The organism is Variovorax sp. 01N425, assembly GCF_056399465.1.
Window position 1 is genome coordinate 172,652 of sequence record NZ_JBFTRJ010000010.1, and the last position, 17,931, is coordinate 190,582.

The 17,931-nt window shown below is 69.0% G+C and carries 22 protein-coding genes; 13 read left to right on the plus strand and 9 right to left on the minus strand.

What is annotated here, in order from left to right; all coding sequences use genetic code 11:
- Positions 1-194: 194 nt before the first annotated feature.
- Positions 195-1,175: a Bug family tripartite tricarboxylate transporter substrate binding protein gene (locus AC1DSC_RS19465; RefSeq protein ID WP_369663162.1), complete on the minus strand. Its 981-nt coding sequence runs from the start codon at positions 1,173-1,175 to the stop codon at positions 195-197.
- Positions 1,176-1,222: 47 nt separating this feature from the next.
- On the minus strand, positions 1,223-1,663 hold the full coding sequence (locus AC1DSC_RS19470) for an OsmC family protein (protein ID WP_369663161.1): 441 nt from the start codon (positions 1,661-1,663) through the stop codon (positions 1,223-1,225).
- Between the two features lie 235 nt (positions 1,664-1,898).
- On the opposite strand from AC1DSC_RS19470, the gene AC1DSC_RS19475 reads away from it, so the two are divergent.
- Positions 1,899-3,596: a long-chain fatty acid--CoA ligase gene (locus tag AC1DSC_RS19475; protein WP_369663160.1), complete on the plus strand. Its 1,698-nt coding sequence runs from the start codon at positions 1,899-1,901 to the stop codon at positions 3,594-3,596.
- A gap of 76 nt (positions 3,597-3,672) precedes the next feature.
- On the plus strand, positions 3,673-4,206 hold the full coding sequence (locus tag AC1DSC_RS19480; RefSeq protein ID WP_278875802.1) for a thermonuclease family protein: 534 nt from the start codon (positions 3,673-3,675) through the stop codon (positions 4,204-4,206).
- A 2-nt stretch (positions 4,207-4,208) separates the two neighbouring features.
- Here the strand turns inward: AC1DSC_RS19480 and AC1DSC_RS19485 are convergent, their stop codons facing one another.
- Complete coding sequence (locus tag AC1DSC_RS19485; protein WP_015866440.1) at positions 4,209-5,555, minus strand: NAD(P)/FAD-dependent oxidoreductase; 1,347 nt, start codon at positions 5,553-5,555, stop codon at positions 4,209-4,211.
- Positions 5,556-5,735: 180 nt separating this feature from the next.
- Here AC1DSC_RS19485 and egtB point away from each other — a divergent pair, with 180 nt between their 5' ends.
- From egtB to AC1DSC_RS19510, 5 genes are all read left to right on the plus strand, one after another.
- Positions 5,736-6,992, plus strand: coding sequence for an ergothioneine biosynthesis protein EgtB (gene egtB / locus AC1DSC_RS19490; protein ID WP_369663159.1), 1,257 nt, complete (start codon positions 5,736-5,738; stop codon positions 6,990-6,992).
- Between the two features lie 3 nt (positions 6,993-6,995).
- Positions 6,996-8,015: an L-histidine N(alpha)-methyltransferase gene (gene egtD, locus AC1DSC_RS19495; protein ID WP_369663158.1), complete on the plus strand. Its 1,020-nt coding sequence runs from the start codon at positions 6,996-6,998 to the stop codon at positions 8,013-8,015.
- Positions 8,016-8,746: 731 nt separating this feature from the next.
- Complete coding sequence (locus AC1DSC_RS19500) at positions 8,747-9,031, plus strand: DUF427 domain-containing protein (protein ID WP_015866436.1); 285 nt, start codon at positions 8,747-8,749, stop codon at positions 9,029-9,031.
- Positions 9,028-9,780, plus strand: a complete 753-nt coding sequence (locus AC1DSC_RS19505) for a 2OG-Fe dioxygenase family protein (RefSeq protein WP_018906259.1) — start codon at positions 9,028-9,030, stop codon at positions 9,778-9,780. The genes AC1DSC_RS19500 and AC1DSC_RS19505 overlap by 4 nt, the downstream gene beginning before the upstream one ends.
- 106 nt (positions 9,781-9,886) lie before the next feature.
- On the plus strand, positions 9,887-10,330 hold the full coding sequence (locus AC1DSC_RS19510) for a universal stress protein (RefSeq protein ID WP_015866434.1): 444 nt from the start codon (positions 9,887-9,889) through the stop codon (positions 10,328-10,330).
- Here the strand turns inward: AC1DSC_RS19510 and AC1DSC_RS19515 are convergent.
- The gene (locus AC1DSC_RS19515; RefSeq protein WP_369663156.1) at positions 10,314-10,991 is read right to left on the minus strand and encodes an RluA family pseudouridine synthase; all 678 of its coding nucleotides are present in this window, start codon (positions 10,989-10,991) and stop codon (positions 10,314-10,316) included. The genes AC1DSC_RS19510 and AC1DSC_RS19515 overlap by 17 nt on opposite strands.
- Before the next feature lie 176 nt (positions 10,992-11,167).
- Between AC1DSC_RS19515 and AC1DSC_RS19520 the strand changes: the two genes are divergently transcribed.
- A complete protein-coding gene (locus tag AC1DSC_RS19520) occupies positions 11,168-12,361 on the plus strand; it encodes an MFS transporter (RefSeq protein ID WP_307591921.1) in 1,194 nt (397 codons plus the stop codon).
- A gap of 18 nt (positions 12,362-12,379) precedes the next feature.
- Here the strand turns inward: AC1DSC_RS19520 and AC1DSC_RS19525 are convergent, their stop codons facing one another.
- The 3 genes from AC1DSC_RS19525 to AC1DSC_RS19535 are packed head-to-tail and all read right to left on the minus strand — an operon-like array spanning position 12,380 to position 13,103.
- Entirely contained in the window at positions 12,380-12,661 is a 282-nt protein-coding gene (locus tag AC1DSC_RS19525) for a 2Fe-2S iron-sulfur cluster-binding protein (protein ID WP_062366255.1), read from the minus strand.
- On the minus strand, positions 12,658-12,957 hold the full coding sequence (locus tag AC1DSC_RS19530) for a VF530 family protein (protein ID WP_028256208.1): 300 nt from the start codon (positions 12,955-12,957) through the stop codon (positions 12,658-12,660). The genes AC1DSC_RS19525 and AC1DSC_RS19530 overlap by 4 nt, the downstream gene beginning before the upstream one ends.
- Positions 12,954-13,103 carry a hypothetical protein gene (locus tag AC1DSC_RS19535; protein ID WP_369663154.1) on the minus strand — a complete coding sequence of 50 codons (150 nt, stop codon included), beginning with the start codon at positions 13,101-13,103 and terminating at the stop codon, positions 12,954-12,956. Before AC1DSC_RS19535 ends, AC1DSC_RS19530 begins: the two co-directional genes overlap by 4 nt.
- Before the next feature lie 93 nt (positions 13,104-13,196).
- Between AC1DSC_RS19535 and AC1DSC_RS19540 the strand changes: the two genes are divergently transcribed.
- Positions 13,197-13,715 carry a GNAT family N-acetyltransferase gene (locus AC1DSC_RS19540; protein ID WP_018906264.1) on the plus strand — a complete coding sequence of 173 codons (519 nt, stop codon included), beginning with the start codon at positions 13,197-13,199 and terminating at the stop codon, positions 13,713-13,715.
- 98 nt (positions 13,716-13,813) lie between these two features.
- Positions 13,814-14,722 carry a DUF808 domain-containing protein gene (locus AC1DSC_RS19545; protein ID WP_307591928.1) on the plus strand — a complete coding sequence of 303 codons (909 nt, stop codon included), beginning with the start codon at positions 13,814-13,816 and terminating at the stop codon, positions 14,720-14,722.
- A 33-nt stretch (positions 14,723-14,755) separates the two neighbouring features.
- On the opposite strand, the gene AC1DSC_RS19550 is transcribed toward AC1DSC_RS19545, so the two are convergent.
- Positions 14,756-14,959, minus strand: a complete 204-nt coding sequence (locus AC1DSC_RS19550) for a hypothetical protein (protein WP_015866426.1) — start codon at positions 14,957-14,959, stop codon at positions 14,756-14,758.
- A 29-nt stretch (positions 14,960-14,988) separates the two neighbouring features.
- Positions 14,989-16,185 (minus strand): YncE family protein, encoded by a 1,197-nt coding sequence (locus tag AC1DSC_RS19555; RefSeq protein ID WP_369663153.1) that lies wholly within the window; start codon positions 16,183-16,185, stop codon positions 14,989-14,991.
- A gap of 99 nt (positions 16,186-16,284) precedes the next feature.
- Between AC1DSC_RS19555 and AC1DSC_RS19560 the strand changes: the two genes are divergently transcribed.
- The 3 genes from AC1DSC_RS19560 to AC1DSC_RS19570 all read left to right on the plus strand — a co-directional run bounded on the left by AC1DSC_RS19560 (position 16,285) and on the right by AC1DSC_RS19570 (position 17,918).
- The gene (locus tag AC1DSC_RS19560; RefSeq protein WP_015866424.1) at positions 16,285-16,557 is read left to right on the plus strand and encodes a DUF2164 domain-containing protein; all 273 of its coding nucleotides are present in this window, start codon (positions 16,285-16,287) and stop codon (positions 16,555-16,557) included.
- Positions 16,558-16,629: 72 nt separating this feature from the next.
- Positions 16,630-17,055 carry a hypothetical protein gene (locus tag AC1DSC_RS19565; RefSeq protein ID WP_062366262.1) on the plus strand — a complete coding sequence of 142 codons (426 nt, stop codon included), beginning with the start codon at positions 16,630-16,632 and terminating at the stop codon, positions 17,053-17,055.
- Between the two features lie 65 nt (positions 17,056-17,120).
- Positions 17,121-17,918: an enoyl-CoA hydratase/isomerase family protein gene (locus AC1DSC_RS19570; RefSeq protein WP_369663151.1), complete on the plus strand. Its 798-nt coding sequence runs from the start codon at positions 17,121-17,123 to the stop codon at positions 17,916-17,918.
- Positions 17,919-17,931: the final 13 nt, after the last annotated feature.

The window sequence follows — 17,931 nt, forward strand, 5'->3', positions numbered from 1 at the left end:
TGCGCAAGGCACCCCATCAGCGGGTGCGTTATGCGCAGCGGTCGTTGATCAGCGATGCACAACGAGCGTGCCCTCGTGCACAGGGCATCGGGTGCTCCCCGCAGCGAAATAAAGGAGGAGCCGAAGGCGGGGGACATTCGCGGAGGGGAGTACCCGGTGGCCTGTGCACGCCGCCCTGAAACAAGAGCCAGCAATCAATCCATCCGCGCGCCCGAAGCCTTCACCGCCTTGTCCCAGCGCGGCGTCTCGGTGGCAAGAAAGCGCGCGAAGTCCTCGCTGCCCAGAAAGGCCGGGTCCGCCCCTTGGCTCACCATCCGGTCGCGCACCTCTGCGCTCGTCAGCACCTGCTTGAACGCGTCGCTGAGTTTGGCGACCACGTCCCTGGGCGTGTCCTTGGGTGCGAAGAAACCGTAGAAGCCCACCACCTCGAAGCCCTTGACGCCCGACTCGATCACCGTCGGCACATCCGGCAGCGCGGGGTTGCGCTCGCGGCTGGTCACGGCCAGTGCGCGCACCTTGCCCTGCTTGTGGTAGTTGGCCGCCTGCGGAATCGACTCGGCCATGAACTGCACCTGCCCGGCCATCAGGTCCGTGAAGGCCGGGGCGCTGCCGCGATACGGGATGTGCACCATGAAGATGCCGGTGGCGGTCTTGAACATCTCCGGCACCAGGTGGCTGATGCCGCCGTTGCCGGCCGAGCCGTAGTTGACCTGGCCGGGCCGCGCCTTGGCGTAGTCGATGAACTGCCGCAGGTTCTGCACCGGCAGCTTGGGCGTGACCAGCAGGGCCAGCGGCTGCATCGCGGTGCGTGCGATGGGCACGAAGTCGCGCTGCGTGTTGTAGGGCAGCTTGCTGTAGAGCGCGCCGTTGATCACGGCCACGCCGGTGTTGGCCAGCATCAGCGTGTAGCCGTCGGCCGGGCTCTTGGCGACCGCATCGGCGCCCACCGAACCGCCCGCGCCGGGCTTGTAGTCGACGATCAGCGGCTGGCCCAGCACCGCCTGCAGCTTGTCGGTCAGAAGGCGCGCATGCTGGTCGAGCGGGCCGCCCGCCGGAAAGCCGATGACGAGCTTGATCGGCTTGTCGGGGTAGGCGGCCATGGCGGCGCCGCCGAGGCCGAAAGACGCGATCGAAAACAAAGCCGCCACGAGGGCGGTGCGGGCTGGGCGGGTCATGGATCGTCTCCTCTTTTCTTCAAGTGGAGACGATCATAAGCAGCGGTTCAAGCGGCGAGCGTCGCCTTCAGCGTGATTTCCGGCACGCTGGCCAGCGCCTTCGACAGCGGGCAGCCGGCCTTGGCGGCGGCCGCGATCTGCTGGAACTTCGCTTCCTCCAGCTTGGGCACGGCGGCGTCGAGCTCGAGTGCGATGCGGTCGATCTTGAAGCCTTCGCCGTCCTTGGCCAGCCGCACCGCGGCCTTGGTGTCGATGCGGGTGGCGGTGAAGCCCTCTTTCTCCAGCGCGAAGGCAAAGGCCATCGTGAAGCAGGCCGCATGGGCCGCGCCGACGATCTCCTCGGGGTTGGTGCCGCGCTTGTCGTCCTCGAAGCGGCTGGCGAAGCCGTAGGGATAGTCCTTGAGGGCGCCGGTCTCGGTGCTGACCTGGCCCTTGCCGGTCTTGCCGGCGCCTTCCCAGTGAACGCTTGCGTGCTTGTCTGCTGCCATGAAAACTCTCCTTCGGTCGGGGTGACGGGTGGTGGGAGACGCAGGTATCGCGCGGAACGCCGCGCTTGTCTGTAGTCGCAGGGCGCATGCGAAGAAGATCGCGAAGATCGAGCAATGCGCGCAGGGCGTCGCCAAGGTGACGCGTCCGGGGGCTTCCCCGATGGGAGCGGCGCGCGGCTCGGCTTAGGCTGCGGCCTGTCTTCTTTCTCTCCCTCTCCCTCCGCCCGCCTTGACCATGCAACCACGCCCGCACCACAAGTTCTGGCCCAAGCGCCTGCCGCATTCGATCACCGTCCCCGCCACCTCGCTGTGGCACAACCTCGCAACCTCGGCGGCGCGCTATCCGGACAAGGCCGCGCTGGTCTTCTTCGGCCGGGTGCTGAGCTACCGCGGCTTCGCGGACCAGGTCGAGCGGCTGGCCGGCACGCTGCATGCCCTGGGCGTGAAGCGCGGCGACCGCGTGGTGCTGGACATGCAGAACTGCCCGCAACTGGTGGTCGCTCATTTCGCGATCCTGCGCGCCAATGCGGTGGTGGTGCCCGTCAACCCGATGAACCGGGCCGAGGAGCTCAAGCACTACATCGTCGACCCCGACGCCAAGGTGGCCATCACCACCGGCGACCTGGCCGGCGAGCTTGCCAAGGCCAGCAACGCGCTGCCGCCCGCGCAGCAGCTGGCCCACATGATCGTGACCCAGTTCACCGACGCCTTCGACGCCGATGTGAGCGGCGACGACGCGCCGGCGCCGGCCTGGAAGGAGTGGCTCGCCACGCGCCATCCGCTGCCCGAGCTCGCGGGCGGCAAGGCCATGGCCTGGACCGACGCACTGGCCGCGGGCCATGCCGCGCCCGAGCATGTGGTGGGCGCCAACGACATGGCGCTGCTGCCCTACACCAGCGGCACCACCGGCCTGCCCAAGGGCTGCGTGCACCACCATTCGAGCCTCATGCACAACGCGGTGGCCGGCCAGCTCTGGGGCCAGGCCACCTCGGAAGCGGTGGTGCTGGCGGTGGTGCCCATGTTCCACATCACGGGCGTGGTGAGCATGATGCACACCTCCATCCTCGCGGCGGCCACGCTGGTCATCATGCCGCGCTGGGACCGCGAGGTGGCGGGCCGGCTCATCTCGCGCTGGAAGGTCACGAGCTGGACCAACATCCCCACCATGGTGATCGACCTCATGGCCAGCCCCAACTTCGCGAGCTACGACCTGTCGAGCATCACGCACATCGGCGGCGGCGGCGCGGCCATGCCGCAGGCCGTGGCGCAGCGCCTCTTCGAGCAGTACGGCCTCAAGTACCAGGAGGGCTACGGCCTCACCGAAACCGCCGCGCCCTCGCACACCAACCCGTCGGACCATCCCAAGCAGCAGTGCCTGGGCATTCCGTTCATGAGCACCGATGCGCGCGTGGTCGACCCCGACACGCTGGCCGAAATGCCCATCGGCGAATCGGGCGAGATCATCATCCACGGGCCCGAGGTGTTCCAGGGCTACTGGAAGCGCCCCGACGCCACCCAGGCGGCCTTCGTCGAGTTCGAGGGCAAGCGCTTCTTCCGCTCGGGCGACATGGGCCGCATGGACGAGGACGGCTACTTCTTCATGACCGACCGCCTGAAGCGCATGATCAACGCGAGCGGCTTCAAGGTGTGGCCGGCCGAGGTCGAGCTGCTGATGTTCCGCCATCCCGCGATCCAGGAGGCCTGCGTCATTTCCACGCGGGACGACTACCGCGGCGAATCGGTCAAGGCGGTGGTGGTGCTGCGCGCCACGCACAAGGACACTACCGAGCAGCAGATCATCGACTGGTGCCGCGAGAACATGGCGGTCTACAAGATCCCGCGCAAGGTGCAGTTCGTCGACGCGCTGCCCAAGAGCGGCAGCGGCAAGGTGATGTGGCGGCTGCTGCAGGAAGACGAGAACGGCGCGCGGTAACAGCGGGTTCGCGGCCGGGGCGCGGCGCATTTCGCGCCGAGAATCCGGGGCTTCGACCGCCCGATCTTCCCCGCCCATGCGCCTGCGCTTTCCGTTCGCCGTTTGTCTTGCGTTGCTGCTGCTGCTGCCGCTGCTGTCGCAGGCCGCTTCTTCGTCCCGCACCTGCCTGGTGGTCGGCATCAGCGACGGCGACACGCTCACCGCGCGCTGCGGGCGCCTCGGTGCCTACGAGGAGGTCAAGGTGCGCATTGCCGCCATCGACGCACCTGAGCGCGCGCAGCCCTACGGCCAGCGCAGCAGGCAGGCGCTGAGCCGCATCTGCTATTTCGAGCAGGCGGTCATCACCGAGCGCGACACCGACCGCTACGGCCGCACCGTGGCCGACGTGCGCTGCAACGGCGAGGACGCGGGCACCCGCATGGTGGCCGAAGGCTGGGCCTGGGTGTACGACTTCAACGGCATCGCCACGCGCCGCGGCGGCGAACTGTTCAAGCTGCAGGACAGCGCGCGTGCGCAGCGGCTCGGGCTGTGGGCCGGCGCCAGGCCGCAGCCGCCCTGGGAATGGCGGCGCCGCCAGCGCGAGGACCACCCGGACCGCTTCCTGTTCTGAGCCTACGACTCGCTCTTGCCCCGCACGTCCGCCACCACGCGCGCATTGCGCTGGAAGCTCCAGTAGGCGCTGGCCCAGTCCATCAGCACCACGATGCGGTTGCGGAACCCGATCAGGAAGTACGCGTGCGCGAACAGCCAGAACAGCCACGCGAGCCGGCCGCTGAAGCGCAGCGGTCCCAAGGGCGTTTCCAGGTCGACCACCGCCGAATTGCGGCCGATGGTGGCCAGGTTGCCGTAGTCCCGGTAGCGGAAAGGCACGGTCGGCACGCCCGCGATGCGGCGAAGAATGTTGGCGGCCGCCGCGCGGCCCATCTGCTTGGCGCCGGGTGACACGCCGGGCACCGGCTTGGGCGGCTTGCCGGGGGCGTAGCTCAGGGCCGCGGCCAGGTCGCCCACCACGCTGATCTCGGGATGGCCCGGCAGGCTCAGGTCGGGCTCGACCTTGATGCGGCCCGCGCGGTCGCATTCGGCGCCGGTCGCCTCGCCCAGCATGCGTCCGAGCGGCGATGCCGCCACGCCTGCCGCCCACACCACGCAGCTGCTGTCGATGCGGTAGCTGGTGGCCGGAGCGCCGCTGGCACCGCCGCCGGCTTCCACTTCGAGGCCGGTGGCGTCGATGGCGGTCACGCGTGCATTGAGCCGCACCTCGACGCCCAGCCGCTGGAGCTGCTCCAGCGCCTTCTGGCTCAGGCTCTCGGGCATGGCCTGCAGCACGCGCGGCCCGCCCTCGACGAGCAGCACCTGTGCGCTCCCCGGGTCGATGCGGCGGAATTCGCCGGAGAGCGTGTGCTTGGCGATCTCGGCCAGCGTGCCGGCCATCTCGACCCCCGTGGGGCCGGCGCCGATCACCACGAAGGTGAGCAGGGCGCGGCGGCGCTCGGGGTCGGTGGCGGTTTCGGCCGCCTCGTAGGACATCAGCACGCGGCGGCGGATCTCGAAGGCGTCCGACAGCGTCTTGAGGCCCGGCGCCAGGGGCGCCCATTCGTCATGGCCGAAATAGCTGTGGGCCGCGCCGGCCGCGACCACCAGGTGGTCGTAGCTCACCAGGCTGCCGTTGGCCAGCCGGAGCGCGCGCGCGGCCGGATCGATGGCGCTCACTTCGCCGAGCAGCGTGGTGATGCGCGGCTGCGCGCGGAACAGGGCCCGCACCGGCGCCGCGATCGACGGCGCGGCCAGTCCGGCGGTCGCCACCTGGTAGAGCAGCGGCTGGAACAGGTGGTGGTTGGTCTTTTCGATCACCGTCACGTCCACGTCGGCGCGTTCGAGCCGGCGGGCGGCTTCGAGTCCGCCGAATCCGCAGCCGACGATGACGACATGGGGGCGGGCGGAGGCGTTGGTCGTTTGCATCGAACAGATGATACGCAGCCGCCCTGCACGCCGGCCGATCTTGTGCCAAAGTGGCTCCCCCCACCGATGGTTGCCTGTGCCTCCCCCCCGGCCCACGGCGTGCCAAGGGCGCGAACTTGTCCTACGCGCCTTTGCAACGGCCATCGGCTACAAATTGCGGTTGACCCGACTGGAGACACCATGACGCTTTCCCGGCCGATCACCCAGGCGGCGAGCGCGCTGCGCGGCAAGTTCCGCGAAGTGCGCGCCGCCAGCCTGGCACTCGCCGCGCCGCTCTCCGCCGAAGACCAGTGCATCCAGTCGATGCCCGACGCGAGCCCGACCAAATGGCATCTCGCGCACACGACCTGGTTCTTCGAGACCGTGCTGCTCCAGCCGCATGCGGTGGGCTACCGGCCTTTCGACGAGCGGTTCCATTACCTCTTCAACTCGTACTACGAAGCGCTCGGCCCGCGCCATCCGCGCCCGCAGCGGGGGCTGCTCACGCGCCCTTCCGTGGACGAGGTGCATGCCTACCGCGCCCATGTCGACGAGGCGGTGCTCGCGCTGCTCGACGGCGCCGACGGCGAGCGCGATTGGGCGGCCATCGAGCCCATCGTCACGCTCGGGCTGCACCACGAACAGCAGCACCAGGAGCTGCTGCTCACCGACATCCTGCATGCCTTGTCATGCAACCCGCTGTTGCCCGCCTACCGGCCCGCGGCGGGGCCCGCGCTGCGGCTGGCTGCCGTGCCGCCGGCCATGCGCTGGCTGCCGCAGCCCGGCGGCATGGTGCAGGTGGGCCACGAGGGGCCGCAGCAGGGCTTTGCCTTCGACAACGAAACGCCGCGCCATGCGGCCCTGCTGCAACCCTATGCCATGGCCGACCGGCTGGTGAGCTGCGGCGACTATGCGCAGTTCATTGCCGACGGCGGCTACCAGCGCCCCGAGCTCTGGCTCTCCGACGGCTGGGCGGCGGTGCAGGCGCAGGGCTGGCGCCATCCCGCCTACTGGCTGGCCGCCGACGACCCGCGGCTGCAGGCCCAGCAGCCGCAGGGCGGCTGGCAGGTGTTCGGCCTGCATGGCGTGCGGCCGATGGAGGCCGATGCACCCGTGTCGCAGCTGAGCTTCTACGAGGCCGCCGCGTATGCCGAATGGGCCGGTGCGCGCCTGCCGACCGAATTCGAATGGGAAGCGGCCTTCGATGCGCCCGGCATCTCGCAGATGACCGGCCACGTCTGGCAGTGGACGCGCTCCTCCTACGACCCGTATCCCGGCTTCAGGCCCATGCCCGGCATCGCGGCCGAATACAACGGCAAGTTCATGGTGGGCCAACTGGTGCTGCGTGGCGGCAGCGTGGCGACGCCGGCCGGGCACACGCGGCCCAGCTACCGCAATTTCTTTCCGCCGGCGGCGCGCTGGCAGTTCTCGGGGCTGCGGCTCGCGAAAGACATCTGAATCATGCGCAATCCAAGCTCCTCGTCCTCCTTTTCGTTTGCCGCCGCCCAGCCGCAGCAGCGCCAGCCTGTCGCGCCTGCCGCCGCGGAAAAAAATGCGGCGCTGCTCTCCGAGTTCGGCCGCGAGATGCAGGCGGGCCTCGCGCGCAGGCCGCGCAGCATTTCGCCCAAGTATTTTTACGACGCCGCGGGTTCGCAGCTGTTCGACCGCATCTGCGAGCTGTCCGAGTACTACCCCACGCGCACCGAGCTGCGCATTCTTGGCGAATGCGCGGGCGAGATCGCCGCGCAGGTGGGCCCGGGCGCCGAGATCGTCGAGTTCGGCGCCGGCTCGCTCACCAAGGTGCGGCTGCTGCTCGATGCGCTCGAGGCGCCCAGGCGCTACCTGCCGATCGACATTTCCGGCGAGCACCTGGCGGCCGCCGCCGAGCGGCTCAGGGCCGACTACCCGCAGCTGGCGGTGCAGCCGATCGCGGCGGACTACACCATGCCGCTGGTGCTGCCCGCGCCGCTCGCCGGTGCGGGCAAGCGCGTGGGTTTTTTCCCCGGCTCGACGATCGGAAATTTCGAGCCCGACGAGGCACTGGCGTTCCTGCAACTCGCGGCGCGCATGCTGCGCGGCGGCGGCCTGCTGATCGGCGTCGACCTGGTGAAGGACCCGGCCCGCCTGCATGCCGCCTACAACGATGCGCAGGGCGTGACCGCGGCCTTCAACCTCAACCTGCTGCGGCGCGCCAATGCCGAGCTCGACGCGAACTTCGATCTCGAGGGCTTTGCGCACGCGGCGTTCTACAACGCGCCGAAGCAGCGCATCGAGATGCACCTGGTCAGCCGGCGGGACCAGATCGTTTCACTGAACGGCGAGCGGTTTGCGTTCGAGGAAGGGGAGACCATCCACACCGAGTACTCGCACAAATTCACCGTGGAAGGGTTGCGGGCGCTGGCGGTGAAGGCGGGGTTCCGGCCGGGGGCGGTGTGGACGGATCCGGAGAGGCTCTTCAGCGTGCATTGGCTGGGGGCTTGAATTGTTTTGAGTTTCGGGGCCGGGTCTCGCCCCGGCGGGCGACTCACTTTCTTTTGCTTCGCCAAAAGAAAGTAAGCAAAGAAAAGGCGACCCTACTGTCTGCGACCCTTCGCTTCGCTGCGGGCAACCTGCGGTGCTCGATTCCGGCGGGGGTCCGCAGAACTCGCTTCGCTCAAACAGCTGCGGCCCTGATCCCGCCTCCATCTGCGCTCCTCGGCGCATACAGAAGGGGTGGGAGCGGGCGGCCTTCGCTTCGCTCGGCCCCAATACCAAGAGCCCAACTCAATACCAACCACCGCGGCGCTGCGCGCCGCAGTGGCTTGGTGGCCGAGCGAAGCAAAGGCCCGTGTGGTTCGCCCTCCCCTCTGTATGCGCCGAGGAGCGGAGTGTTTCGCGGATCAGGGCTCGCCCTTGTTTGAGCGAAGCGAGTTTGGGCGAGACCCCGCGAAACGCGAGCACCGCAGGTTGCCCGCAGCGAAGCGAAGGGACGCAGACAGTGGGGTCGCCTTTCTTTTGCCTACGTTTCTTTGGCGAAGCAAAGAAAAGTAGGTCGCCCGCCGGGGCGAGACCCGGCCCCGAAACTCAAACAAGCCCAGGAACCCAAAACATATAGCCGGCATACCGCCCCCATGGATTCGCCCCCCAAAAGCAACGGGCACAATATCCCTTCCCCGCGCGCCACCGCATCCGCCAACTGCGCCCCGCGCCCCCCGCCCCTTGGAGTGCAAGACATGAAAGCAACCTGGAACGGCGTCACCATCGCCGAAAGCGACGACACCGTGCTCGTCGAAGGCAACCACTATTTCCCGATGAGCTCGCTCAATCGCGACCACGTGACCTTCAGCAACCACAAGACCACCTGCCCCTGGAAGGGCACGGCCAGCTACTACTCGCTGCTGGTCAACGGCGAGCTCCACACCGACGCTGCCTGGTACTACGCCGACCCGAAGCCCGAGGCCGAGGAAATCCGCGACCGCGTGGCGTTCTGGAAGGACGTGAAGGTCACCGCGTCGTGACCACGGCCGCGTTCGCTCCACCCTTCGTCCAGCCTGCCGAGCTGCAGGCCGCGCTGCGCGAGCAAGGCTATGCCGTGCTGAGCCCGCAGGGCGTGAGCGACTGGCTGGGTGTGCCGCTTGCGCAGCTCGAAGCACTGCATGCCGACTGGAACGATCTCCCGCCGGACGAATACCTGAAGGACGGCGGCCGCTATCGCACACGGCGCCACGCCTGCTTCACGGTCGAAGGCGATTCGATCGTGCAGGCGCCGCACCGCGCGCACTGGCAGCCGGTCGAATACAACGCGCTGCATGGCGGCATGCAGCGCTGGTTCGCGCCCATGCACGAAGCCACGGTGGCGCAGCCGGCCTGGCAGCGCCTGCTGCAGCGCCTGGGCGAAGCCGCGAGCGGCATGCGCGGCGCGGCGGCGGCGCAGCCGTGGTTCGTCGAGGCGCACCAGTTCCGCATCGACACCGCGGGCGGCATCGGCCGGCCCACGCCTGAAGGCGCGCACCGCGACGGCGTCGACCTGGTGGCGGTGGCGCTGGTCGGGCGCAGCGGCATCAAGGGCGGCGAGACGCGCGTGTTCGAAGCCAGCGGCCGCCGCGGCGAGCGCTTCACCATGACCGAGCCCTGGACGCTGCTCCTGCTCGACGACGCGCGCGTGATCCACGAGTCCACGCCGATCCAGCCGCTCGAGGAGGGCGGCGCCGGCTGGCGCGACACACTCGTCGTCACCTGCCGCGCCGGGGCTTTCCAGGGGGATTGATCCCGCTGGCTTGAGTCCTACAGCCACTGCCCGGCGCAGAGGTTAAATTCGGGGCCGGCTCGGTTGCGAGCCGCGCCTGTCCGCGAACGAAAAAGTGAGGTCCGCCATGTTCAATCACATCCTGGTTCCGATCGACGGCTCCGAAACTTCCATGCTCGCGGTCAGCAAGGCCAGCGGCCTGGCGCTGGCGTTCGGAAGCCGCATCACGTTGATCCACGTGATCGACAACTATCCCTTCATCGGCGTGGGTGCGGACTATGCGCTGGGCCAGAACGAATACCTGGCCGCAGCCACCGCGAGCGCGAATGCGGCGCTCGCCCGCGGCGTGGCGGCGCTCGCCGCCGAGGGCCTGCACAGCGACCAGCGCGTGATCGACGGCCACGTGGTGCACGAAGGCATCGTCGACACCGCCATCGCCATTGCGGCCGACCTGATCGTGATGGGCTCGCACGGGCGCAGCGGCATCGAGAAGCTGCTGCTGGGCAGCGTCACGCAGCGCGTGCTGCAGGACGCGCCCATGCCGGTGCTCGTGGTCAAGGGCGGGCTGTAAGGCGAGAGAAATCGAAGCCGGACGGGCTCTGCAGGCAAAGGCTCTGCTGCGTGACCGGGTGCACGAAGCCCAGTTCGCTGGCATGCAGCAGCAGGCGCGGCGCACGTGCCTGGACATCGGCGCTGCCGTAGAGCGCGTCTCCCAGAATCGGATGGCCGATCGACAGCAGGTGCACGCGCAACTGATGCGAGCGCCCCGAGAGCGGCTCCAGCAGCAGGTGCGAGGCCCGCGTCTTTCCATCCGGCGCTGAAGACGAAGACGACAGCGCACGCCAGCGCGTGAGGCTCGGCTTGCCGGCCGGGTCCACCTTCTGCAGCGGGCGGTTGGGCCAGTCGGCCATGAGCGGCGCGTCGATGACCGACCATTCGTCCTGCACCGGCATCGCACCGTCCACGATGGCCTCGTAGCGCTTGTGCACGCGGCGCTCGGCAAAGGCGTCGCCGAGCGCACGCTGCATGGCCGCGCCGCGCGCCATCAGCACCAGCCCGCTGGTCGCCATGTCGAGCCGGTGCACGACCAGCGCATCGGGCCAGCGCCGCATGGCGCGCGCGCTCAGGCAGTCCTGCTTGTCTTCGCCGCGCCCGGGCACGCAGAGCAGGCCGGCGGGCTTGTTCAGCACCAGCAGGTGGGCGTCTTCGTGGATGAGGTCGATGTCCGGCATGAGTAGCCCGGAGTGTAGAGAGCAGAGCCCGCGCTCGCTGCTGCACCTTGGCGCTGCGCTCATGCGAAGCTCATGAAGCCTCGGCTATCCTCGAACAGATGTCCGGCCCTGCCTCTCCTCCCGCCTCCGCTCCCGTTTCCCCGGGCTTCACCGAACTCCGGCGCGAGCGAGCGTTCATGCAGATGTGGGTGGCACGGCTCTTCGGCACCGCGGCCTCGCAGATGCTGCTGGTGGCCATCGGCTGGCACATGTACGAACTCACCGGCAGCGCCTGGGACCTCGGGCTGGTGGGCCTCTACCAGTTCGTGCCGGCCTTGCTGCTCGCGCTGCTGGCCGGCCATGTGGTCGACCGCCACCACCGCGGCCGCATCGTGGCGGCCTGCTTTGCGGTGCAGGGGCTGGTGGCGCTGGTGCTGCTGCTCGCGGTGGTGCAGCGCTTCGACACGCGCGGCCTGCTGCTGGGCCTGTCGCTGGTGCTGGGCGCGGTGCGGGCCTTCCAGATGCCGGCGCAACAGGCGCTCACGCCGCTGCTGGTGCCGCCCGCGATGCTGCCGCGCGCCATGGCTTTCAGCTCGGCCGGCATGCAGGGCGCGATCATCGGCGGGCCGGCGCTCGGCGGCCTGCTGTTCGTGGCCGGCATGGCGGTGGTGTACGGCGCCAGCGTGCTGTGCTTCGCGGTGGCCTGTGCGCTGGTGCTGCGGCTGCGCTATACCTACACCCCGGCCGCGCGCGAGCCGGTCACGCTGGCCACGGTGTTCGCGGGCGTCGATTTCATCTGGAAGCGCAAGCCGGTGCTCGGCGCCGTCTCGCTCGACCTCTTCGCGGTGCTGCTGGGCGGCGCGGTGGCGCTGCTGCCGATCTACGCCAAGGACATCCTGCACACGGGGCCCTGGGGGCTCGGCCTGCTGCGCGGTGCGCCCGCGGTGGGCGCGCTGGCGATGTCGATCGCCCTCACGCGCCGGCCCATCGAGCGCAACATCGGCCGCACGCTGCTGATGGCCGTCGGGCTCTTCGGGCTGTGCATGGTGGTGTTCGGCATTTCGCGCAGCTTCATCGTCTCGCTGATTGCGCTGGCCGTGTCCGGCGGGGCCGACATGGTCAACGTGGTGATCCGCCAGACCCTGGTCCAGCTCGAAACGCCTGACGCCATGCGCGGCCGGGTGAGCGCGGTCAATTCGATCTTCATCGGCGCCAGCAACCAGCTGGGCGAGTTCGAATCGGGCGCCACGGCGGCGCTGCTCGGGCCGGTGGGCTCGGTGGTGGTGGGCGGCGTGGGAACCATGATGGTGGCGCTGGGCTGGTTCAAGCTGTTCCCGTCGCTGGCGCAGCGCGACCGGCTGGTGGTCGCGATGCCCGCGGCGGCCAAGTAGGGCGCCGCGCCGCGGCCGTCAGAACACCGAAAACGCCTGGGGCGCATCGATCGTGAGGTCGCTCTGCGCCTCGGCCACGCAGGGCAGGATCCAGCCCTCGGCCTTTTCCTCGGCGCTCAGGCCGGGCCATTCGATGACGTGGCGGATGGAGCCCGCCACCAGCTGGCAGATGCAGGTGCGGCAGGTGCCGTTGCGGCAGGAGCTCGGCATTTCGATGCCGGCCGCCTCGGCCGATTTCAAGAGCGTGGTGCCGGCCTCGGCGTCGAAGCCGAGGCCCGACGGTTCGAGCCGGACCCTCATCGCTGCGGGGGCTGTTGTTGCTGCTGCTCGCGGCGCTGTTCGCGCAGCATGAAGAGATAGAGGCTTTCGACCTTCTCGCGCGCCCAGGGCGTCTTGCGCAGGAACTTGAGGCTGGAGCCCACGCTCGGGTCGATGGCGAAGCAGCGGATCGGAACGAGTTCGCCGAGCTGCTCCCAGCCGTAGTGGTCGGCCAGCGCCGTGACGATGGCCTCCAGCGTGAGCCCGTGCAGCGGGTTGCGGGGCTGGGCCGGCTTGGCGGGCGCCGGGGCCGGCCCGGCGGGGGCCTCGTCGGTCACTTGTTCTTGAGCTTGCCGCGCGGGATCACCGTCGTGGTGATCGTGCGGACGGGTTCGATGCCGCCGGTGCCCACCGGCTTGGGCGGCGAAGTGTCCTTCTTCGGTTTCTTGGCTTCCTTGTTTGCGCGCTGTTGACCCTTGGCCATATCGACTCCTTTTGATGCTGCGTATGCGGCGTAGTAGCGGGCAGTTTAGCGGTGCGGCGACAATACGCAGTTCCTTTTGATTTCCCCGCATCCATGTCAGATCACGAAGTTCGCCCCGCCACCATGCGCGACGCCAAGGCCGTCGCCGAAGTCCATGCCCTGGCCGCCAAGGCTGCCTACGAAGGCATCCTGCCCGAAGAAGAGCTGCGCGTGCTGGCGCCCGCCTCCCGCGAGGCCAAATGGCGCGAGGCCATCGAGTTCAGCGAGCCGCAGGTGCAGGTGGCGGTGCAGGACGGCGAGATCGTCGGCTTCGTCGGCTTCGACCGCTCGCGCGACCCCAAGACGCCGTCCACCACGGGCGAGATCTGGGCCCTGTACGTCAAGCCCGAGCATTGGGGCAAGGGCATCGGTGTCGCCCTGTGGGACGCCGCGCGCGAAGGCCTCGAGGAAGAGGGCTGCACCACGGTCACGGCCTGGGTGCCCATCCGCAACGACCGCGCCATGCGCTTCTTCGAGCTCGCCGGCTTCAAGCGCGAAATGAAGACCGCCAAGACCACCGCGCTGGGCACGGTGCGGGTCGAGGAAATCCGGCTCAAGCGCAGCGTTGCCTGACGCCTGAGCCCGGCGGCCGGCCGCGTACGGGTATTGCCGGCGCGCGCCGCGGTTGCGGCTAAGCTCGCCGCTTCTTTTTTTCCACACCGACCCTTGCCATGGCCACCAGCCTGCTTCTGCTGCTCGACGACATCGCTACCGTCCTGGACGACGTCTCGGTCCTCACCAAGGTGGCCGCCAAGAAGACGGCCGGCGTGCTCGGCGACGACCTTGCGCTCAATGCGCAGCAGGTCTCGGGCGTCAAGGCCGACCGCGAGCTGCCGGTGGTCTGGGCGGTGTGCAAAGGCTCGTTCGTCAACAAGCTCATCCTGGTGCCCGCGGCGCTGGCCATCGGCACCTGGCTGCCCTGGCTGGTCACGCCGCTCCTGATGGTGGGCGGTGCCTTCCTGTGCTTCGAGGGCTTCGAGAAGCTCGCCCACAAGTTCCTGCACAGGCAGGCGCATGAGGCCGACACCGCGCGCCACGAGCGCGCCGTGGCCGACGAGGCCGTCGACGTGGTGGCGGCCGAGAAGGACAAGATCAAGGGCGCGGTGCGCACCGACTTCATTCTCTCGGCCGAGATCATCGCCATCACGCTGGGCACCGTGCAGGGCCAGTCCTTTCTCACGCAGCTCACCGTGCTGGCGGGCATTGCACTGGTCATGACCATCGGCGTCTATGGCCTGGTGGCCGGCATCGTGAAGCTCGACGACGCGGGCCTCTACCTGAGCCGGAAGGCGAGCAAGGCCGCGCAGGCCCTGGGCCGCGGCATTCTCGCGGCCGCGCCCTGGCTCATGAAGGCGCTGTCGGTGGCCGGCACCGCGGCCATGTTCCTGGTGGGCGGCGGCATCCTGGTGCACGGCGTGCCGGCCCTCGGCCATGCCGTCGAAGACTGGGCCCAGGCCACCGGCGGCGTGTTCGGCGCAATCGGGTCGATGGGGGTGAATGCGGGCATCGGCATCGTGGCGGGCGCCATCGTGCTGGCGTGCGTGGAAGTCGCCGGCAAGCTGCGCGGCAAGAAGGGCTGAGCCCTGCCGGCTGCGGGCCGGCCCGTTGCCGCGCTACTTGCCGCGCCGGACCAGCCCGACCACCACCAGCGCCACGCCCAGCACCAGCGCGAACCAGCCGACCAGGTAGGCGCCGGCCACCATCTCGAACCAGCGCGTGCCCTGCAGGAAGCGCGGCGCCAGCAGAACGGCGGCGCCGATCACGAGGCAGAGAATGCCGCGCTCGAGCGTGCGGAGTTGTCGTTTGGGTTGCGCCATGGCTTCTTCGTCTGGGGTGGTGGGTTGCGTCAGTGCGACATTGTCCCGCGCATTGCGGCCGGATGGCCCTGCAGCGCAAACGACTTGCCCGTGGGCACCAGCGTGTCGCCGTCCACGCGCAGGATCGTGATGTCCTGGTCGATGAAGTTGCCCACGTAGAGGTACTTGCCGTCGGCGCTCCACACCGCGCCTTCGGGCAGGCCGCGCACCACCACCTCGTTGGCGCGCGTGACCTTCTTGCCGTCGATCTTCAGCAGCACCACCGAGCCGTTGCGGTTGTAGAAGTAGGCGTTCTTTGCCGAGTTGCTGCCGCGCAGGATCACGGCCACCGCATGCTTGCCGGTCGGGCTCACGGCCAGGCCCTCGGGCCCGTCGCCGACCACCACCTTGTCGACCACGCGCGGCGGCACCGCTTCGAGGTCGATCACGCTCACCGTATCGACCTGTCCGTCCGATGCGCCGGAGTTGCCGTTGTCGGCCGTGAGCGCGAGCTTGCCGTCGGGCGTCACGTCGACGTTGTAGGGCCACAGGCCCGCCGCGAGGTCGACCTTGTTGTAGCTGACCTTCTCGCCGTTCACCTCCAGCAGCGCGATCTTGTGGCTGGTGAACTTGGCCGCCAGCGCGCGCTTGCCGTCGGGCGTGAAGCGCACGTGCGCCACCGAGTCGCCCATGGCGACGGTGTCGATCAGCGTCACCTGCTTGCCCGCGATGCGCAGCACGCTGACCGAGTTGTCCGCGCGGTTGGCCACCAGCGCGAGGTTGCCGGCGCGGTTGATCGACAGGCCCGAGGGCTGCTTGCCCACGGTGAGCGTGTCGATCAGCCTGGGCGGCGTGGTGCTCAGGTCGACCACGAACAGGCGGTTGTCGGGCACCTGCCGGCGCACGCCGTTCTCTTCCACCACGTTGAGCGAATTGGCCACCAGCGCCAGCGTTTCGCCGGGGGTGATCGCGAGGTTGACGGGCGGTCCGGCGATGGTGTTGTCCAGTTGCAGGCTGCCGACGAGCCTGGGCGCCAGCGGATCGGTGCCGATGTCCAGCACCTGCACCGTGTCGCGCCCCATCGGCGCGAGGATCACGGCGCCGGCGTCGCTCCACGACTGCTTCTCGTCGTTGGCGACCAGCATGAGCTGGCGCTGCGCCGTGGCGGGGGTCAGATTGGTGCAGCCCGAAACCGCGGCGAGTGCGGCCAGGGCAAGGGTCGCCAGTGCGGCGGGGCGAAACTTCATGGGGCGGTCTCCGTGTTGTATGTTGTTGTCGTGCCGGCCCTGGGGCCGCAGCGCATGGTAGCGGCACAATCGATCGATCCACCAGCGAGAGCCGCACGCATGACCATCGAAATCTCCAAGGAAGCCCGCCAGCAGGCCATCGCGTCGATCGAGCGCTACTTCAACGAGAACATGGAAGAGAAGATCGGCAACATCGCGGCCGGCGCGCTGCTCGGCTTCTTTCTTGAAGAGGTCGGCCCCATCGTCTACAACAAGGCCGTGGCCGACGTGCAGGAGCGGCTGCAGTCGCGCATCTCGGAGGTCGACCTCGAAGTGCACGAGGACGAGTTCCAGTACTGGCGCAAATTCGATCGGCAGAAAAAGAGCCGGTAGCCGGCGCAGGCGTCGTGCGCACGCATCGCCCGGCGTTCAAAGATGCTTCCAAACGTTGCAAAATCCCAAGCCATGCAACCACACCGTCCCATTTCGCGTTCTGCGCCTTCCTCGCTGCTGCGCACCCTTGCCGCCTTGCCGCTCGTCCTGGCCGCTTCCCTTGCGGCCGCCCAGCAGGACCCGGCGTCGTTCCCGCTGGATTCGGTCGGCTACCTGAACGAGGAGCTGCCGCGCATGGAGGCCGCCATCGCGGCCAGGGACCGCAGCTTCTTCCACGGTGCGATGGCCCGCACGGTGGAGTTCTCCGAGCGCTGGGGCTTCAAGGCGCAAGCCAATCCCGACCTGGCCAAGTACCCGATGTGCACTGAGGCGGTGATGGACTACGTGGTCGTCGGCATGTGCAGGCTCAATCCCGCGAGCGATGGATGCGAGCCCGGGCTGGCACCGCGCTTCGAGGCCAATGTGCAGCGCTGCCGCGAGGTGGCGGCGCGAAAATAGGCGCCCCGTCCTTCGACGAAAAATGAAAGTCCCCGCAGGCAGGCGCTGCGGGGCGGAGACACGCCATGGAATACACACGCTACCAGACCCTTGCCATCACGCGCCGCGGCGCCCACGGCGCGGTGCTCGACATCCAGATGCGCGCGGCCAACGGCAAGCTGCCCACGGCCGGCCACGACGGCCACCGCGAACTGGCCGAGATCTGGCGCGACGTGGCGGCCGACGACACGGTGCGCTGCGCGGTGCTGCGGGGCGAGGGGCTGGGCTTCTCGGGCGGCGGCGACCTGGCCATGGTGCAGGACATGACCACCGACGACGCGGTGCGCCAGCGCGTCTGGAAAGAGGCGCGCGACCTGGTCTACAACATCATCAACTGCGACAAGCCCATCGTGAGCGCCATGCACGGCCCGGCCGTGGGCGCGGGCCTGGTGGCGGGGCTTTTGGCCGACATTTCGATTGCCGCCAGGGACGCGAAGATCGTCGACGGCCACACGCGCCTGGGCGTGGCGGCGGGCGACCACGCGGCCATCATCTGGCCGCTGCTGTGCGGCATGGCCAAGGCCAAGTACCACCTGCTGCTGTGCGAGCCGGTGAGCGGCGCGGAGGCCGAGCGCATCGGCCTGGTGTCGCTCGCGGTGGACGAGGCCGAGCTGCTGCCGCGCGCCTACGAGGTGGCCGACCGGCTCGCGGTCGGCAGCCAGGGCGCGATCCGCCTGACCAAGTACGCGCTCAACAACTGGCTGCGCCAGGCCGGCCCGGCCTTCGACGCCTCGCTGGCGCTCGAATTCATGGGCTTCGCGGGCGCCGACGTGCGCGAGGGCGTGGCCTCGCTGCGCGAACGGCGCGCGCCGAACTTCGGCTGAAGTCCACTCGCCG

Bases quoted from the DNA above. Each gene is read 5' to 3' on its own strand.
- AC1DSC_RS19465 (WP_369663162.1), bottom strand. From the start codon at position 1,175: ATGACCCGCCCAGCCCGCACCGCCCTCGTGGCGGCTTTGTTTTCGATC.
- AC1DSC_RS19470 (WP_369663161.1), bottom strand. From the start codon at position 1,663: ATGGCAGCAGACAAGCACGCAAGCGTTCACTGGGAAGGCGCCGGCAAG.
- AC1DSC_RS19475 (WP_369663160.1), top strand. From the start codon at position 1,899: ATGCAACCACGCCCGCACCACAAGTTCTGGCCCAAGCGCCTGCCGCAT.
- AC1DSC_RS19480 (WP_278875802.1), top strand. From the start codon at position 3,673: ATGCGCCTGCGCTTTCCGTTCGCCGTTTGTCTTGCGTTGCTGCTGCTG.
- AC1DSC_RS19485 (WP_015866440.1), bottom strand. From the start codon at position 5,555: ATGCAAACGACCAACGCCTCCGCCCGCCCCCATGTCGTCATCGTCGGC.
- egtB (WP_369663159.1), top strand. From the start codon at position 5,736: ATGACGCTTTCCCGGCCGATCACCCAGGCGGCGAGCGCGCTGCGCGGC.
- egtD (WP_369663158.1), top strand. From the start codon at position 6,996: ATGCGCAATCCAAGCTCCTCGTCCTCCTTTTCGTTTGCCGCCGCCCAG.
- AC1DSC_RS19500 (WP_015866436.1), top strand. From the start codon at position 8,747: ATGAAAGCAACCTGGAACGGCGTCACCATCGCCGAAAGCGACGACACC.
- AC1DSC_RS19510 (WP_015866434.1), top strand. From the start codon at position 9,887: ATGTTCAATCACATCCTGGTTCCGATCGACGGCTCCGAAACTTCCATG.
- AC1DSC_RS19515 (WP_369663156.1), bottom strand. From the start codon at position 10,991: ATGCCGGACATCGACCTCATCCACGAAGACGCCCACCTGCTGGTGCTG.
- AC1DSC_RS19520 (WP_307591921.1), top strand. From the start codon at position 11,168: ATGCAGATGTGGGTGGCACGGCTCTTCGGCACCGCGGCCTCGCAGATG.
- AC1DSC_RS19525 (WP_062366255.1), bottom strand. From the start codon at position 12,661: ATGAGGGTCCGGCTCGAACCGTCGGGCCTCGGCTTCGACGCCGAGGCC.
- AC1DSC_RS19535 (WP_369663154.1), bottom strand. From the start codon at position 13,103: ATGGCCAAGGGTCAACAGCGCGCAAACAAGGAAGCCAAGAAACCGAAG.
- AC1DSC_RS19540 (WP_018906264.1), top strand. From the start codon at position 13,197: ATGTCAGATCACGAAGTTCGCCCCGCCACCATGCGCGACGCCAAGGCC.
- AC1DSC_RS19545 (WP_307591928.1), top strand. From the start codon at position 13,814: ATGGCCACCAGCCTGCTTCTGCTGCTCGACGACATCGCTACCGTCCTG.
- AC1DSC_RS19550 (WP_015866426.1), bottom strand. From the start codon at position 14,959: ATGGCGCAACCCAAACGACAACTCCGCACGCTCGAGCGCGGCATTCTC.
- AC1DSC_RS19555 (WP_369663153.1), bottom strand. From the start codon at position 16,185: ATGAAGTTTCGCCCCGCCGCACTGGCGACCCTTGCCCTGGCCGCACTC.
- AC1DSC_RS19560 (WP_015866424.1), top strand. From the start codon at position 16,285: ATGACCATCGAAATCTCCAAGGAAGCCCGCCAGCAGGCCATCGCGTCG.
- AC1DSC_RS19565 (WP_062366262.1), top strand. From the start codon at position 16,630: ATGCAACCACACCGTCCCATTTCGCGTTCTGCGCCTTCCTCGCTGCTG.
- AC1DSC_RS19570 (WP_369663151.1), top strand. From the start codon at position 17,121: ATGGAATACACACGCTACCAGACCCTTGCCATCACGCGCCGCGGCGCC.